Source organism: Bacillus sp. EKM501B (genome assembly GCF_011800505.1).
GTDB classification, from domain to species: domain Bacteria; phylum Bacillota; class Bacilli; order Bacillales; family Bacillaceae_G; genus Bacillus_A; species Bacillus_A cereus.
The window spans coordinates 112014-129252 of sequence record NZ_JAALFZ010000012.1 but is presented as its reverse complement, the minus strand read 5'-3'; the positions used below and the strand labels follow the sequence as shown (position 1 = coordinate 129252).

The window sequence follows — 17239 nt, the reverse complement described above, 5'->3', positions numbered from 1 at the left end:
ATTTTTACTATGGGCTCATTTTTATAAAGTGAAACTTTAATCAGTGGTGTTTTGTTCATCCCCTACCTAACTTCTTTGCTTCCGCTGAATTTTGAGGTGGGGGGCTTACTGCCCGGCAAATAGCGGGATAAATAAAAATTAAAAAATATGAATTCTAGCGTCATATCTTCATACTTACTAAGTTCAATTAATTTCTCAACAATTATGATGCCATATCCTATATATTTCCGTCTGCTGCTTAGATTTTTCTGTACTGTAAATGGCTTTCGCTATAACACCTCCAAGTGACCGGTTTCTATGACGGTTAAGAAATTCCAACAAAAAAAAGCCCTAATTAGGGCTTTTCATTCTATTTCTCCAGCAAATCTCTATATGAAATTGCTAATTGAAAAAAGACACATTTAGATTGATGCGTCTTTTTTTGATGCCTCTTTTGTGAAATCATATAAAGCAATTGCGCCTAAAAGAACAAGTATCCCTTGAGGAACATCTAGCAAAATAGTTTTCCAAATTTCTGGAATTACCCATTTAATATCTGCTGCTGTTTCAAGATATGTTTGGAAATAGCTGATTGTAAAATTAATTATCCCTAAAAATACAAACAACGATAAACCAAATCGAATTAATTTCTTATTTGTAAACATATAACACCTCTCAAAATTCATTGGATATTCCTGCTTTTGCTTCTTTATATTTCCATATCTCTATATCTAATTTTAACACATAAAGAACTCAAAAAAATACGATATGCATATTTGCATATCGTATTAACAACACTCCATGATAATTTAGAAATTCCTGCAAAGAAAAAACAACTCCGTTACAGCTAACAGCTCGGGTTTCTTTTCTTATTTAACTTCATACCACCAACATTTACGTTCTTTGATTGTAAAATAAATGTGACAGAAGTTTATCCAGTTAATGCGTAGACAAGTAAATGAGCTAAATTATCGATATTCTATTTCGCCATATCCGTAGCACTAATGACTTTACGCAAATTTGACAAGAAAAAATATATAGCTAGGTATGATCCATACCTAGCTATAACATTACTTCTATTCTTTATCCAATTACGTCTTTTACGTCTGTATCCACTGGCCACTTTTCTAATGTATAAGCCATTTCCCAAAATGAATATTCATATTGACTGCTAATAATAAAATGCTGTTTCATACGCTTGCGGTCTGTCTCTGTTACTTTTTCAGCGATAGTATCTAAACGTGTAATTTGCTCTTCAACTAGCGTACGGAACCAATCAGATCCATAAGCAGAAATCCATTCGTTATAAATTTGCTCTTCCGGCTGGCACTCTTTTAAGCGTTCGCCAATTTCATAATACAACCAATAGCAAGGTAAAATTGCTGCAATGATATCGCCTAAATGTCCTTCGTACGCAGCACGATACATATGTGAAGTATATGCGTATGCAGTTGGAGCAGGGATAAAATTATCTTTTTCTTCTTTTGTTATCCCTAATTTCTTCGCAAAATTCTCATGTAATGATAATTCCGCCTCATATGTATTTTGGGCATGGTGTGCCATACGAGCTGTCGTTTCTAATTCAAGAGCTTTTGCAGCTCCTAATGTTTGTACTCTAGCAAAATGACTCAAATAATATGAATCTTGAAGAACATAATAGCGAAAACTAGCTAAATCTAACGTTCCTTCACCAAGTTTTTTTACAAAAGGATGGTTAAAACTCGCTTCCCAAATTGAATCTACTTCTTTACGTAATGATTGTGAAAAAGTCATTTAAATCCCTCCAATAATGTATAAAATATAAGTATTTATCCACAATTATTAAAGCTGTAAAATAAAAAAACTTTCTTTACAGGCGTAAAGAAAGTGAAATCGACAGTATTTATTTACTCATTAAATAGCAACGTCTTTCCCACTTCCCTACGCTGGCATTAACCAGATCAGGTACTAAGAGTCTCAAAATCACATTTGATCTCAGCCTATAAAAGGCCCCCCTAGTGGATAAATATTTTGTTTTTATAATGTATTCATCATAGCATACTTCGTGAAACTGTCAAAAAATTAGTTATATAATTCCCTTAAAACCCTTCTTCTTTTCTAACTTTTAATGATGTTTCAATAATCATATCTAATAGTTCGCTATAACTAATTCCCGCCGCTTCTGCACTTTTTGGCAATAAACTTGATTGTGTCATCCCTGGTAATGTATTAATTTCCATTACATATGGAATTCCGTCCTTCACCATCATATCAACTCTTGCATAAACACTACATTTTAATGCTTTATAACAAGCAAGTGACGCTTTATTTACACGTTCATTAATTTCTGCTGGAAGTTCGATAACTTCCTCAACTGTACTAGTATCATCATATTTTGCATTGTAGTCAAAGAACTCGGCTGCATGTCGAATTGAAACTATAGGTAACTGTTTTCCATCCAGAATTGAACATGTAATTTCATCACCTTTTATATACTTCTCAATTACTACTTCAGAATCCCATTCGAATACAGTTTCTAGCATTGAGATCAATTCATTTTTATTATAAACGATTTTCACTCCGACACTCGATCCGCCAGAGTTTGGTTTTACTACTAATGGAAATCCTAACTTATCTAACTCATCAAGATTTAGATCCTCCATTTTTGTAAGTTCAATCCAATCTGGTGTTTCTACACCTTCATAACGTAAAATCTTTTTCGAAATATTTTTATCCATACATATACTGCTAGATAACATATTACTTCCGCTATAAGGAATCCCTAAACTCTCCAGTGTTCCTTGAACTGTCCCATCTTCTCCGTATTTTCCATGTAACGCGAGCAACGCAAAGTCAATGTCTTTCGCTTTTTCAATTAAATCCACTTTTTCATTTAATGTAATTGGAACTATTTCATACTTATTTTTATCTAAATGAGCAATCATTTCATTCCCCGTCATAATTGAAACTTGTTTTTCAGACGATACCCCGCCCATAATAACGCCGATTTTCATTTTCTCAACTCCAAATTTCATTTTTTAATGTATCACCAATTATTTTAATTCCCCGAACTATTTCTTCTTCTTTCAAGCGCGAAAACCCTAATCGGAAAGTGTTCGCTCCTTCTCCATCAGAGTAAAAAACATCTCCAGGTGAAAACGTAACGCCTTTCTCATAACACTTTTGTAAAAGTGTGCGGGCATTCATATGCTCTTCTAGTTCTATAAATAAATGAAGTCCACCATCTCCAGTCATTCTTTTGAAATGAATGTACTGGTTACATGCCCCGACAGCTAACTCATATTTTTTCTTATAAACAGATCTTGCCTTTTTTAAATATTTCTCAAAATATCCCTCATGTAAATATTGAAACAGAACAGCTTGATCTAGCGTAGATGTGTGAATCGTTCTTGCTCTTTTTACGCTTTCTAAATAATGAATCAGCTCTTTATCTGCAATAATCCAGCCTACACGTAAACCAGGGAAAAGTACCTTTGAAAAGCTACTAATATAAATCACATTATTGCCAGCTCCCGCAAAAGTTAATAATGGAGCTAAATGTGAACCTGAATAACGTAATTCTTCATTAAATCCGTCCTCTATAATAGGAACGTTGTATTTTGAGAATAACCTCATCAATTCCGTTCTTTTCTCTGAACTCGTAACAATACCGGTTGGATTATGATAAGAAGGAATTAAATAAGCAAAATCAAAATCTTTTTCACGCAAACTTTTTTCAACTTCATTCGTATCAATACCATCCTCATGCATATCAATCCCATGAACTTCAAGTCCATGTAAACGGAAAAGCTTAAGTGCAGCGTGGTGAGTTGGATTCTCACAAATGACACGACCGGATTTTTTTGATAAAGAAGAGAGTACAATATCCAATCCTTCTGTAAATCCATTTGTAATTAGAATATCTTTATTCGAAATGTCTACACCTTTCATTTCCATGTAATGAAGTAAATAATTCATTAACGGTCTATATCCCTTTGCATATCCGTAGTTCAATACGATGTCTCCTTCAATGGACATACGAGTAAGAAAAGCTCTTTTGAAATTTTCAACATCAAATAGCTTCTCATCTGGGGCTATACTATTAAAAACAATCATTCCCTTTTCCCAACGAACACCATGTTTCATTAAATCTAATTCATCCGCTAATGCGGTCACTGTATTAAGTTTATTTTTCCAATCTATTTCAACAGATGAAGTGTTAGATATATCCACCTTCGCAACAAAGTTCCCTTTTCCTTTAACTGCATAAATGAGTCCTTCTTGCTCTAAATCTGCATAAGCAGCGAGTACAGTGTTTCTACTCACACTTAGTAATTCACTTAGTTCCCTTGTTGATGGGATTTTTTGATCCCCGAGCAAATGCCCTTTCATAATCATCTTCTTCAAATAATCTTTCAATTGAATATAAACAGGACGATCTTTAACAACTTTAAAATCCTTAAACAATTCCTTACCCCCTGCAATCATTTTTGCATATTTATTTCATTCTCAAAAGGTCCACGACATATGTATTTTTTATAAAGGGCGGTACGGTCTTACAAATCTTTTCGATATAAGTTAATTACATCTTTTAAAGCTGCAGCTGCAGCGCCTCGTGGATTAGAAGCCCCACCAATTGTAGTAACTTGTCCCATCGTATCTGTAAAGAACGTAATTCCTTTTTCGGTCCCATTTACTTTTGCTAACGGATGATCTTTCTCTATTTCGCACGGTTCAACATTTAAATTGACATTGCCACCCTCATCCTTATATGTTGATGCTATTAATTTAATAATTTTATGTTGTTCCTTAGCATTTCTAATTTGCTGTTTTGTAACGTGCTCGATTCCTTTTATATGTATATCAGTAAGTGTTTTCTCTGTTTCCATTAAGCTGTTTGTCAAAAGTAACAATTTACACGCACTATCTGAACCACTTATATCTAATATAGGGTTTGTCTCAGTAATTCCTTTATCTTGTGCTTCTTTCAATGCTTCTTCAAATGTCATATCTTCCTCATACATTTTCGTAAGAATATAATTAGTTGTTCCATTTAATATTCCTTCTATTTTTTCAATACTGCAACCGGCTAAACTAAATTGTCCGATATCTAGGGTCGGTAATGCAGCGGCTGTTGCACCGCTATATCGAATTCGTACATTGGCGCCTCTTGCTGCTTCATTTATTTCTCTCCAGTTTGTAACGAGCGCCCCTTTAGAAATTGCTACTATATCCATCTGTTTCTCAATCGCTTGTTTCATATATTGTTTCCCTGGATTTCCATCTTTAAGATTTGTAACTGTTGATTCTACCAATACAGTACCACTTATGCTAGTTGTTGCACGTTCCTTCGGATGATACTCTAAATATTTTTCAATTGCAGCGGTACCGCCACCATACATCAATAAATGATGAAGTGATAAGCCGTCTTCATTATGTATTGCAATATTTCTCCCTAATACGCCACTTACAACTAATTGAATCCCATATGTTTCATATATATATGAATATTTTTCATTTAATAATTTTATAAACTCTCTGCCTACTGTTCCGTATCCTGATAATACAACTTGAATTTTCATAATATCCCCCCATATTTTTCTACCAAATCCCTCTTTCAATATAATATAAAGCGCTCTCGAATTCCATCGAGAGCGCTTTATTATTACCTATTTCGGTAAACGTGATAGCTTTTCAGCAATTGTTCTATAAAACTCTTGAATGCTAGAAAAACCTAATGAGTCTGAAACACTTAATCCTACCATATCGAGATGATCCCAATTCGCTTTCGTTTCGATATGATTCCATTTTCCAATCTGTAATGACCCATTATTATTTACAGCAACATTAGAAGATGGTGCAATCATAGAATTCGTATTTACTACACCATCATTTTGCCACCAAGAAGTATCAACTAACGGACGGTTTTCTTCATATCTCGCATAAGAACCTAAGAAAAATGCATTCCCCATCAACACTTTATTCATCGTAATATGCGGTAAATGTAAACCTGTTATAGGTGCTGCTTGTGATGCATGTCCACTATAGGATAAATAATACACATCTGGTTGCGTCTTTACCCAATTATTTAACTCCTTTGCACCATCTGTACTTAAATCCCATTGACTTATATCTTTTGTATTTTTCCAAAGTGAACTATTTAGAATACGATTACTATATTGGAAAAAGGACTCTCCAGCATTTTTCTTTATACCCCATTGATCCAATTTAAAATCATATAATGATAAATTATTGTTTCCTCCAAAGCTTGCAGCTGTAATGAGTAAATCTTTAACGAACGGTAGCAGAAGACTACCATCCGCAAGTGTTGTACCGTTGTGAGGGGTTGCTAATGTTGTAACACTATGAACATATGATTTTCCGCCTTCAAATAGTGGTGATATTTTGATGTCTGGGTGATTTTTCACATAATTCTTTTCTTCAAAACTACCTTCTTTTAATAGCTGTACTAATGTTCTAATCGTTTGTCCACCCATGCTATGTCCAACTAAATGAACTTTATTTGTTTCACTCCAATTCGGCGCAAAACCACTATAAGTTCTGCCAAAACGATTATGTCCATGTTTCTCAGCATGTACGGCACCATAGTCTACTGTCCCACCGCTAATTTGTGCATACAATTCACATGCACGATCCCAGTTACTAGAAACAGGTCCAACAGCTGCGGTATGTACCGTATAACCATTGCGTTTCAAATCTTCCTGTATATCATGAACACCACCCCAATATTTTACGCCAAGCATTTCTTCTCTACCCCATCCAGCAAATCCATTCACCAATATGATTGGATAATTATTTTGTTGCCTCTCTTCAGCGTATGATATTTTCGCTGCGAATGAACATACGGTCACTAATGCGAAAAAACATATTTTTAAAAATAACTTCCCCATACTTTCTCCCCCTAATAAAACGTTTACATTTTTCTTTTTTAAAAAATTAACAGAATACTTTAACAACTTAAACATAATGTAAAGTATTTTATATACGTTGTATATATAGAAAACATATACAAATGTTGATAAATATTAATTCAAGTAAATATTTGCTTTTTACAATACAACTTGTAAATCTGTTTATTTGAATTTATAATTAGATATAGTTGCCTCATGTTAAAAAGATTTAAAAACCATAAGAAAACTAATCTCATTGCTTGAAAAGGAGGAAAAAGCATGCAAATCGGATCAAATATTCATACATTATCTCAACCTACTAAAATAACTCCATCTACTCTTGAGCATAATACTATCTCTTCTACTAAACTTGAAAGTAAGAAAATAAATGATCCTATCAAGTTTGATATTCGTTCATCTGAAAAAGAAATGAAACAGCCTGAGCATAAATTTAATGAATTAGATTTATGGAAGATGTTAAAGGATAAAGGTGTTCCTTTATGGATTATACTTGAAATGCTACAAAAGGCTCGTAAAGAAAAAGAAGCACAAAATAATTCAGTTCAAAATTCAAATGCGATTGAAGAAACGAGTGAGACTCGATTAAATGAAGTAATGTAAAGCATAATAATTGATTTGTCTATAAACTAAAAAGAGTTCGAAGCTGATGAAATTTTTATCAACTTCGAACTCTTTTTTAAGGTTTTTCGCCAATCGTTACAAAGTGAAAAGATACTTCTCCTTCCAAACCTTTAATTAACTTTTTTACTTTGACATTTTCATTAACCAATGTATTATCTGTCGACATTTTAGGTTTTTCGTCACCTAGTGATTTTTTCAAATGAAGAAGATGCATTTTCATTTCATTTGCCTTTATTTCTTTATAAACACTATTTTTTGCTACAATCATATACCATTCCGTTGAATATTTACGATTGTTACCTATCCAAGCATCACTATCGTATGTAACAGGAATCTCTTCCTCTCCTATTTTAATACTTTTCATAGTCTTATTGTCTTCACTTGTAAATAATAGCGCCCCTTCTTTGGGGAATTTCGGTAACGTATCTATAATATAATTGGAGCCATTATCTTGTTTTCGAAAAAGTTTTTCTTTAATCAATGCTTGTGCTGTAGATTCATTTAAAATTAAGACATTTCCATTTCCAACTTCCCCTTTTTTCACAGAAAACACTTCATTTTCTTCCGTAATTTCCTGATAACGATTAATAATTGGTGAAATATTATTTTCATCTCCAATAATTAATACACCGTTTGCAGGAAATGGATTTTCCTTTTTAGAACATGCACTAAAACTTATTAATAATAGTATCGTTAACATAAAAATAGTTAAAGTTCTTTTCATCTCGTTTCCTTTCATCATACAGTTCATTTTTCTACATACTTTATTGTAGTCTTACAAGCTAATAAATTCTATTGCTCCATAACCTTATAAAGCTTTTGCAGATAACGCCAACGGGTTATAAAGAAATATAAAACTTGTATACATATAAATGAAATTAAAATAACGATAGAGCTATTTATGATAGAAAAATCGACTAATTGCTGTAATGCTATATAAGCGACTACAGTATGAATCACTGCAACGACAATTGGTAAAAAGAACATTAATAATAACTGTCTCGTTACAATTTTTTTTAACTCACCTTTACTTAATCCCATTTTCGAAATCATTTTATATTGCTGCTGATCGCGATCCAAATCTGTATATAATCGGAAATAAATAAAACTAGCAGCGAATGTAAAGAAGACGATTCCGACTAAAATACTTACCATAAGTAATAAACCATTCTTTTGCTTTGCTTCCAACAAGTTTAATGTTAAAGCTTCAAAGTAGAAATCTCTGTCCCTAAGATCTTTATCGAATATACTCTTTAATTGATTGGAAATCTCTTTCGTTTTTATCCAATCATCTACAACAAATCCGTAAGTACGATATGGAATTTCTTTATTAACTGGGTCACTAGTAAGAGGCATTCCATCATATACCTGATCTTGAACAGCGATATAAATAGTTCTAGAATCGTGTGGTAAAACTAAATTTTCTACAGCTTTTTTCACATGAAATGTCTTTGTCCAGTCACCTTGAATGACTTCTATATTCTTTTTATACTCGCCATTTTTAAATTCTTGTTTTTGTGATACGACTCCAGGAATTAATAAAATTTCATCTTCTTTTTCAATTTTTTCTTGTTGATAGCCTAGTGCTTTAGCAAGATCGTTGTATTCACTTAACTTCATTACATTTACGCCATTTTCTGTGTATATATATGAAGATGAAGCCATTCGATACGGAATATTAGCATCAGAAAGGTGCTTTTTTATAATAGAAAGATTTTTATTCAATACTTTGTCATTTTCAAGACTTCCATACAAAAATGTATAGGGATTTGTCATCCTTACTAAATCCCTATTTCCAATTGCGGCTGTTGTACCAATTGCTGTAAATGCAACTGCTGAAACAATAGATACTATAAAAAACATCGTTGCATTATCTTTCATACGGTAAATTAATTCAGAAAATGTTAATATATTTGTTCTCTTTAAAAAGAAAGATTCTCTCCTTTTAGCAAGGCGCAATATATACACGCTACACTGTGTATATAAAAAGTACGTTCCTATAATTACTAGGAGCACACCTATTCCAAGCGTAATAAAATTGGTACTTGGTATGAAGCGAAATACTGAAAAATATCCATACCCTATACTAATTAAAGAAAGTAGCGATAATAAAACTGAAGATTTCGGTTCAGGTTTTGGCTTTTCCTCTGCTCGAATAAGTTCCACAAGTTCCGTTACTTTTATCATTTTAAATGTAAATAATGAAACAATTAAAAACAAGAAAAGAAATGTGATAACAGTTAATAATACAGCCCGCACTGGTATATAAAAAGGTAAACCATTATTAATCATTAATACACTTGCACTTATCAATAAGACTAGTTTAGAAAATATGAGTCCAATGAAAATCCCTATACAAATTGAACCAAGTCCAATCAACATATTTTCAATTAATAATAATTTCTTAAGCTGTCTCATTGACATACCTTGCATCATTAAAATGCCAAATTCTTTCTTACGCGTTTTTAAAAACGAACTAACTGAATATAAAATGAAGAAAAATGAAAATACAAAAATCAATCCTTGCGAAACTGAAAATCCCAATGTACCAAATGCACTTATTGTTGCACTTGTCGATTTCAACTCACCTTGTAAATCGGGATGAAATAATAAAAGAGCATACGTAAAGAAAATCATAATAGAAAATGCACTACTTAAAAAATGGGCAGCATATGTACGCTTATTGCGAAAAATATTATTAAATGCGAACTGACGAAAAGTCATGCCTTTTCCCTCCTAACAAAGAAAGGACATCCATAATCTTTTGATAAAAAGTTTGCCTACTTTCACCACAATAAATTTCGTTATATAGTTGACCATCTTTAATAAAGATTACTCGGCTGCAAAAGCTCGCTGCATACGGATCATGTGTAACTAACATCATCGTTGCTTTTTCTTCTTTATTTAGAGTATCCAGCATCTCCATTACATCATTTGAAGATTTAGAGTCCAAGTTCCCTGTTGGTTCATCTGCAAGTAATAATTGCGGCTTATGAACAATTGCACGAGCGATTGCTGTTCTTTGAGCTTGTCCCCCTGATATTTCAAACGTTCTTTTATTCAATATATCTGTAATATTTAACTTCTCTGCAATCTCTTCCAATCGCTTGTTCATTTCTTGCACAGAAACACCATCTAAAGTCATCGGCAATACGATGTTTTCTTTTACAGTAAGTGTGCTAAGAAGATTAAATGATTGAAAAACAAATCCTAATTGTTTTCTGCGGAATAACGCTAATTCTTCTGATGATAATTGAAAAGGATTTGTGCCATTAATAAATATTTCTCCCGATGATGGAGAATCAATAGTAGATACCATATTTAATAACGTTGTTTTTCCGCTACCTGATGGACCCATAATTCCTACAAATTCACCTTCTTGAATTGATAAATCAATATCTACTAATGCTTTATAAGGTACTTTCCCTTTATATACTTTACTAATACTTTTTGCATGTAAAATTTCCATGTATATTCTCCCTTCATTTCCACTGCTCACTATAGAGTGTAAATGAATTATCTTACAGCTCATATTGATTCATCTTTCATTTACCTTACACGCTTGTAAGATTTCTAAAAAAACTGACAACATAATTATTTCAAACTAAAATTAACGCATAACTATCTTATAATAATTGTATAGTAGTAGGAAATATAATGTAAAATAAATCTTTATTATATAAATGAGAAAAGACCGATTGCTATCGGTCTTTTACTACCAAACGTTATATTTTTATCCACTCAGATTTTCTCAATATATAATGATTATATATTTGATTTTCTATCCTCTGTTGGCTCTTATAAATAAACCCGCATTTTTCAATAACTTTATTTGATGCTACATTGTTAATTAAAGCAATTGCGTTAAGGACATTTAAATTTGTTTCTTTAAACAAATAGTCAATTAAACCTTTAGTCGCTTTTGTAGCATAGCCATGATTTTGATATTCATTTGAGATAGCATACATTATCTCTCTGTTTAGTGAAGGGAGTTCTTCTTTCATACCTGTGCAGCACCATCCAATGAGTTCATTTGTAGCTTTCTTAAATATTCCTAGCTTTAACGTATGATTATCTATGTTATTCGTAGTTTTCACTGCATCAAGAAATGCTTTGTTTGCTGGTATTTCATAATCTGCAATCCAATCCACCCTTTGTTCTTTCGTTGATTTCCAGTCTGGTAAAAATTTTGCTATTTCCGGTTGATTTGCTATTTTATAAATACTCTCTGCATCTTTGACCGTAAATTCTTGCAAGTATATATCTCCACAATCTATTTTAAATAACTTAGTGAATCTCTCTTCTCCCATGTTAATCCCCCTTACTTACGTTATAGCTCTTTAATCTGCTTCGTAAGTTCCATAAACCGTTCATCCAGTGCTTTATATTCTTTGTCTTTAGAAGTTAAAAAGCTTAATTTCCCTAATACTTCTTGTCTCTCTGTTTCTAACGTTAAACGTAGCTCTTCAATATCATCTCTTGTTTTAGTAGGTTCTTCTAGCTGCTTTTGTATCGTATTGTTTGAAAACACGAGTTTTGTGTTAGTTGTTTTCTCCAGAAAATATCGATCGTGAGATACAATTACTAATGTTCCGTTATACTCAGCTAATGTATTTTCAAGTTGTTCACGTGAAGGTAGATCCAAGTGATTCGTCGGTTCGTCTAAAATGAGTACATCTTTTTCATCTAAAATATAAGCCATTAGCTTACATTTTACTCTTTCTCCCATACTCATATGCTCAATCGGCTCTTTCCATTGAAAAGCTTGGAACCCTAAATGTTTCATTAAATTTTGGACTTTTCCTCTTTCTTCAAACGTCTTTTTAAAAAATAAATTTTCTGGTGTTTTATCAAGCGGTAAATCAAAAACTTCTTGTGTTAAATAGCCGATGTTTGCAGATGGTGAAATCCATATTTCTCCTTCAGCAGTTTCCGTTCCCATAATCATCTTCAGTAATGTTGTTTTCCCACTACCGTTTGGTCCAACAATCGCAACTTTCTCACCGTGCTGAATTGTAAAATTAACGTTTTCAAATAATACTTTCCCATGAAAATCTTTTTTTAATTGCTTCACTTCTAAAAAACGTTTTCCTACTTTTTTGTTCGCTTGAATAGAAAACTCAACTGAATACTCTTCTTTCACACGTTCTACTTTCACTTTCTCCAGCTCTTTTTCAAGTCGTTTTCGTTTTGACTTCACTTGTGCATCCATTCGCTTCGCTTTTACACGATAGAATTCTTTCACACCTTCTTGTTTTGTAGACTGCGCGTGTGCCTTTTGTGACCATGAACTCAATTCTTTTATATGTGTTTCTACTTGTTCTATCTTTTTTTGCTGCTTTTCATATTCACGCTGCTGCGACTTTCTTTTTTGCTCACGTGCTTTCATGTAGCTCGTATAATTACCACTATGCTCAATTAATTTTTTGTCCTCAATTGACCATATTTTTGTTGCGACAACATCTAAAAAATATCGATCATGTGATACAACGATAACTGTACCTTTCATGTTTTTTATTTGTTTAATGAGAAATCCCGTACTGATCTCATCTAAATGATTTGTCGGTTCGTCTAATATTAAGACATTAGGATTTTCAGCAAATCCTTTTGCTAATCGAATTTTCAGCTTTTCACCACCACTTAAAGTATGAAAATCGTTCGTTGGCACGCCCCATTTCGCAAGAAGTTCTGCTTCTTTTGCAATTACATCATTACTAATAAAAGATTCTATTTCTTGCTCAACATATGCGGTTGTCATATTCATTTGCTGCCATTCAACAATCCCTTTTGAAGGCTCAATCTTTCCATTTATTAATTGAAGTAACGTTGATTTACCAGCACCGTTTTTACCAATTAATCCGATAACATCCCCTTGTTTTACTGTCACATTCATTTTCTCTAACAACATATTTTCTTTTATTTCAACATAAACATCATTTAATTTTAATAGTTCTTTCATAATACCGATCCCTTTCATTAAGGGAGAATAAAAAAATCCTCCCAAATAAATTTGGCAGGATTAGTCGTTAAAATATTTACACCCAAATAAGCTATTACGTAACATAAATAGCAATACCGTTCTATGGAAATTGGGCAGACTAATCCTATTTTTTAGAAATTGAAATTTATTGAATTTCAACATTTAAAAATAAGATTAGTTAATCATCGTCCACCCATCATTCCTTTCTGTCATTAATAACCATATTGTACCATGATAATACTGTATGCGTAAATATTATTATTTGTACTTCAAAAGCAATTATTTTTCTTCAAGTTTATTTTTACAATTTCATGTGCTCATATCTTTAATTTTTACTAATTTGTATCATTTATTCATATGAAAACTTTTTAAAAAATACAAAACAAGGCTAAAAAACTTATCTCCAACGTTCTTTAGCCTTGATCACTTTTTACACATTAAAAAATATTACTCGTACTACCGTACCTTTATCAACTTCTGAATGGATTTCTACACTATGTCCTAATTGCTTCGTAATTTCATATACGAGATATAGCCCCATTCCTGTTGATTCTTTAAAATCTCTACCGTTTTCTCCTGTAAAGAAAGGTTTGAAGACTCTTGGTAAATCTTGCTTCGGTATACCTACGCCATTATCAGCAATTTCAAGTATAACGGTATTACCTTCCTTACAAGCTTTCACTTTAATCTTTTCTCTACTACCTGATGAATATTTAATCGCATTCGATAGTATTTGCCCAATTAAAAATTGTAACCATTTCGCATCACTTTCTACAGTAATGTCCTTATCAATTTCAAGCTCTGGATATACAAAATTCCGGATAAAGAACCGTTTATGCTCATGTACCGAATCATTCACTATTTTATGTAGTTGTACTCTTTCTACATAAAAATCTTGTGTAAATGCTTCTAAACGTGCGACATACAGAGCCATTTCTAATCCCTTTTTTAATCGATCAGTTTCCTCATTTATACTTTCAAAACGTGAATCTACTTCATCCTGTGTAATTAATTCTATTACAGATAAAGGTGTTTTCATTTGATGAATCCACTGATTCATAAAGGTTAAATGGTCATTATTTTTTCTCTCTTGCATTTGCAGCTGATTTTGATAATGTCGATATTGCACCTCAAGTAGTTCTTGAAGAGCAGCCGATACAGCTGCAAAATCAGATTTTTGAACAGATTCATCCAAAGATTGCATCGGGTTTGCTAAGCGCTCATAAAAAGAACGATGTGTAAAATAACGAAACACTAAATAACTTCCCATAAAGAAAGCCCCTAGAAACATTGCATATAACGCCGTTGTAATATGATTATGCCCATCAAACCAATATACGAGAAATATAGCTAGTAGTTGAATTATAGTAAAGCAAATAAGTGGTATATGATCACGTATAAACAACCTTATCATTTTTCTATACCAGTATCCCAAGTAATATGCAATCTATATCCAACACTACGAATCGTTTCAATCGCACCTTCTATATGTAACGTTTGTAACTTTTTACGCACACGTGTTGTATTTACACTTAATGTATTATCATCAACATAAGATTCGCTATCCCATAATTTATTTAACAACACTTCCCTACTCACAACACGCGGATAATTTTTCATTAATGTCTCTAATAAAATAGCTTCGTTTCTCGTTATATCAATCTCTTCGTTTCTAAGTTTCAATACAAGTCTTTCAGGATATAAACAAAGGCCTTGTTGCTCAATCATTCGCTCTTCTAGTTTCGGTGCATAATCTCCATATGCACGTCTTAAATGACTACGAATTTTCGCCACTACAACTTCATAATGAAAAGGCTTCGGAATAAAATCATCGCCACCATTTTCTAACGCCATAACTTGATCCATCGTTCCTTCACGAGCCGAAATGAATAGTATCGGACATGTAGAAACACCGCGAATTTGACGACACCAAAAGTACCCATCAAAACTCGGTAAATTAATATCTAATAAAACTAACTCTGGTTGTTCATCTAAAAAAATGTCTAATACATTTTGAAAGTCCGATACAATAACTCCTTGATAACCATATTTCCCAACATGTGTTGATAATAGTTCTGCAATTTTCATATCGTCTTCTACAATCATAATTTTGACCATTATTGAACTCCTTTTTAATCCACATTCTCAAATATACTTATATAAAATAAATACTACCTCTTTTCACAAAATCCGTAAATTAAAAAAGGATGCTTTTATACAAAAGTATCCTTTTTCGTCCCTTATCTATTTAATATGAAATTTACTAAAAGTAAATCCTAGTTTCTCCACATAATCCATTCCTAGTTCCATACGCGCTGTTTTCAGCGGATCTACAACTTGGCAAACTTTTAAATTACCTGCTGCCGATAATAAAAGCGTTGCATCAGCTTTAGACATTGCTAATTCTTCATGTAAAAATGTCACCATATTACGTACAGCACGATTTGCTGCATCATCTAGCAATTTTTCTGAAGCAATCGTCATTACTTTTTCTTTTTGAATAGCCATTGGTAGTGGCCATTTTTTCCCTTTTATAATTTGAACTGTTACAGTTACCTCACCAGCAACCTCTACACCACTAACACCAATTTCACCATCACCCATCGCTGCGTGTAAATCACCTAACGCTAATAGTGCTCCTGGGACATTAACTGGTAGTAGTAATGTTGTTCCTTCTTTAATCTCTTTACAGTCCATATTCCCGCCGTGATCATGCGGTGTGCCACATGAAATGCTCTCTTCTTTCGGTGCAGTACCAATTACCCCAATCATTGGATTAATCGGGATTTGTAGTTCACTTGAAAACAAAACATGTTCATTATGTATTGGGACAATTTTCACTGTATTTTCATTTAACTCATCACCCATTACACCAAGGTTTGCACCTGTAGTTAAAACGCCCTGCTCTGCAATTTTAATCTTTTCAATCGTTACGGCTAATATATCGCCAGGTTCTGCTCCTTTAACATATACAGGTCCAGTCGCTGGATTAATTCGGTTCCAATCTAATTCTTGAAACACAACATCTTCAGAATCGATTTGATTTTCAAAGCAATCATATGTTTCAAATACAAGACTGCTCCCAATTTCCACTTCCATACAAGGCTTATTTTCTGGTGACATTGAGTAAATGATATGGTCTTTATGAATTCGATACATAATACCTCTTCCTTTTATATTTATCTACTATTACTAATTAGCTCTTTTTATACAAGCTCCTCTTAAAATTAAATGTTATTTTTATGTAAAAAAGCACGCAGATTGTTTTATAACATACACTCTTTACTATAACAGAAAGGTGGTATCACTATGCCCCTTATTCCATACAACGAAAGTGATGTTGATTTACTAGCTCGTTTAATTCGTGCTGAAGCTGAAGGCGAAGGTCGCCAAGGTGAGGAGTTAGTTGGATGCGTTGTAGTAAACCGTGTATTTTGTGATTGCTTAGATTTTAAACAACTCCGTACCGTACGAGATGCTGTATATCAAAGCCCCGGCGGATTTGAAGCAGTACAATATGGATATTTTTATCAACGCGCTCGTGAATCAGAAAAAGAAATCGCACGAAAAGTTTTACAAGGTCAATGGCGCTGGCCTGCACGATGGGCTCTTTGGTATTTCCGTCCAGTTGGAGCTTGTCCACCTGAATGGTATAATCAGCCATTTGTAGGACAGTTTAAAAGCCATTGTTTTTATGAACCAAGTGGTGATGAATGTCCGAAAATGTATTCACGATAGTAAAATTTGC

General features: G+C 33.0%; 16 protein-coding genes and 1 riboswitch. Of the genes, 2 read left to right on the top strand and 14 right to left on the bottom strand.

The features are described from left to right. Nucleotides 1-401: 401 nt before the first annotated feature. From HFD78_RS20620 to HFD78_RS20595, 6 genes are all read right to left on the bottom strand, one after another. On the bottom strand, nucleotides 402-665 hold the full coding sequence (locus tag HFD78_RS20620) for a DUF3937 family protein (protein ID WP_002101034.1): 264 nt from the start codon (nucleotides 663-665) through the stop codon (nucleotides 402-404). A gap of 397 nt (nucleotides 666-1062) precedes the next feature. Further along, nucleotides 1063-1752 carry a thiaminase II gene (gene tenA / locus HFD78_RS20615; protein WP_000144514.1) on the bottom strand — a complete coding sequence of 230 codons (690 nt, stop codon included), beginning with the start codon at nucleotides 1750-1752 and terminating at the stop codon, nucleotides 1063-1065. Between the two features lie 127 nt (nucleotides 1753-1879). Continuing rightward, nucleotides 1880-1985, bottom strand: a riboswitch (TPP riboswitch). 72 nt (nucleotides 1986-2057) lie between these two features. Beyond that, a complete protein-coding gene (locus tag HFD78_RS20610; RefSeq protein WP_002063153.1) occupies nucleotides 2058-2972 on the bottom strand; it encodes a D-alanine--D-alanine ligase in 915 nt (304 codons plus the stop codon). 4 nt (nucleotides 2973-2976) lie between these two features. Next, nucleotides 2977-4425, bottom strand: coding sequence for a MocR-like pyridoxine biosynthesis transcription factor PdxR (pdxR, locus tag HFD78_RS20605; protein ID WP_000471610.1), 1449 nt, complete (start codon nucleotides 4423-4425; stop codon nucleotides 2977-2979). An 89-nt stretch (nucleotides 4426-4514) separates the two neighbouring features. Next, complete coding sequence (locus HFD78_RS20600; RefSeq protein ID WP_000701764.1) at nucleotides 4515-5540, bottom strand: homoserine dehydrogenase; 1026 nt, start codon at nucleotides 5538-5540, stop codon at nucleotides 4515-4517. Nucleotides 5541-5627: 87 nt separating this feature from the next. Next, nucleotides 5628-6869 carry an esterase/lipase family protein gene (locus HFD78_RS20595; RefSeq protein ID WP_000517066.1) on the bottom strand — a complete coding sequence of 414 codons (1242 nt, stop codon included), beginning with the start codon at nucleotides 6867-6869 and terminating at the stop codon, nucleotides 5628-5630. A gap of 279 nt (nucleotides 6870-7148) precedes the next feature. Here HFD78_RS20595 and HFD78_RS20590 point away from each other — a divergent pair, with 279 nt between their 5' ends. Then, a complete protein-coding gene (locus HFD78_RS20590; protein ID WP_001165515.1) occupies nucleotides 7149-7490 on the top strand; it encodes a DUF3914 domain-containing protein in 342 nt (113 codons plus the stop codon). Nucleotides 7491-7566: 76 nt separating this feature from the next. Here the strand turns inward: HFD78_RS20590 and HFD78_RS20585 are convergent, their stop codons facing one another. The 8 genes from HFD78_RS20585 to HFD78_RS20550 all read right to left on the bottom strand — a co-directional run bounded on the left by HFD78_RS20585 (nucleotide 7567) and on the right by HFD78_RS20550 (nucleotide 16650). Continuing rightward, nucleotides 7567-8253, bottom strand: a complete 687-nt coding sequence (locus tag HFD78_RS20585) for a lipoprotein BA_5634 family protein (protein WP_000975419.1) — start codon at nucleotides 8251-8253, stop codon at nucleotides 7567-7569. 50 nt (nucleotides 8254-8303) lie between these two features. Further along, nucleotides 8304-10235 (bottom strand): ABC transporter permease, encoded by a 1932-nt coding sequence (locus HFD78_RS20580; RefSeq protein ID WP_000144152.1) that lies wholly within the window; start codon nucleotides 10233-10235, stop codon nucleotides 8304-8306. Further along, on the bottom strand, nucleotides 10210-10980 hold the full coding sequence (locus HFD78_RS20575) for an ABC transporter ATP-binding protein (protein ID WP_000404276.1): 771 nt from the start codon (nucleotides 10978-10980) through the stop codon (nucleotides 10210-10212). The genes HFD78_RS20580 and HFD78_RS20575 overlap by 26 nt, the downstream gene beginning before the upstream one ends. Before the next feature lie 256 nt (nucleotides 10981-11236). Next, nucleotides 11237-11821: a GNAT family N-acetyltransferase gene (locus HFD78_RS20570; RefSeq protein ID WP_000503528.1), complete on the bottom strand. Its 585-nt coding sequence runs from the start codon at nucleotides 11819-11821 to the stop codon at nucleotides 11237-11239. Nucleotides 11822-11841: 20 nt separating this feature from the next. Then, nucleotides 11842-13470, bottom strand: a complete 1629-nt coding sequence (abc-f, locus tag HFD78_RS20565; RefSeq protein ID WP_033667554.1) for a ribosomal protection-like ABC-F family protein — start codon at nucleotides 13468-13470, stop codon at nucleotides 11842-11844. Between the two features lie 451 nt (nucleotides 13471-13921). Beyond that, nucleotides 13922-14905 carry a sensor histidine kinase gene (locus HFD78_RS20560; RefSeq protein WP_002103134.1) on the bottom strand — a complete coding sequence of 328 codons (984 nt, stop codon included), beginning with the start codon at nucleotides 14903-14905 and terminating at the stop codon, nucleotides 13922-13924. Next, entirely contained in the window at nucleotides 14902-15609 is a 708-nt protein-coding gene (locus HFD78_RS20555) for a response regulator transcription factor (protein ID WP_000238999.1), read from the bottom strand. Before HFD78_RS20555 ends, HFD78_RS20560 begins: the two co-directional genes overlap by 4 nt. A 126-nt stretch (nucleotides 15610-15735) precedes the next feature. Then, nucleotides 15736-16650: an acetamidase/formamidase family protein gene (locus HFD78_RS20550; RefSeq protein WP_000285666.1), complete on the bottom strand. Its 915-nt coding sequence runs from the start codon at nucleotides 16648-16650 to the stop codon at nucleotides 15736-15738. A gap of 150 nt (nucleotides 16651-16800) precedes the next feature. Between HFD78_RS20550 and HFD78_RS20545 the strand changes: the two genes are divergently transcribed. Then, entirely contained in the window at nucleotides 16801-17229 is a 429-nt protein-coding gene (locus tag HFD78_RS20545; protein ID WP_001128402.1) for a cell wall hydrolase, read from the top strand. Nucleotides 17230-17239 lie beyond the last annotated feature (10 nt).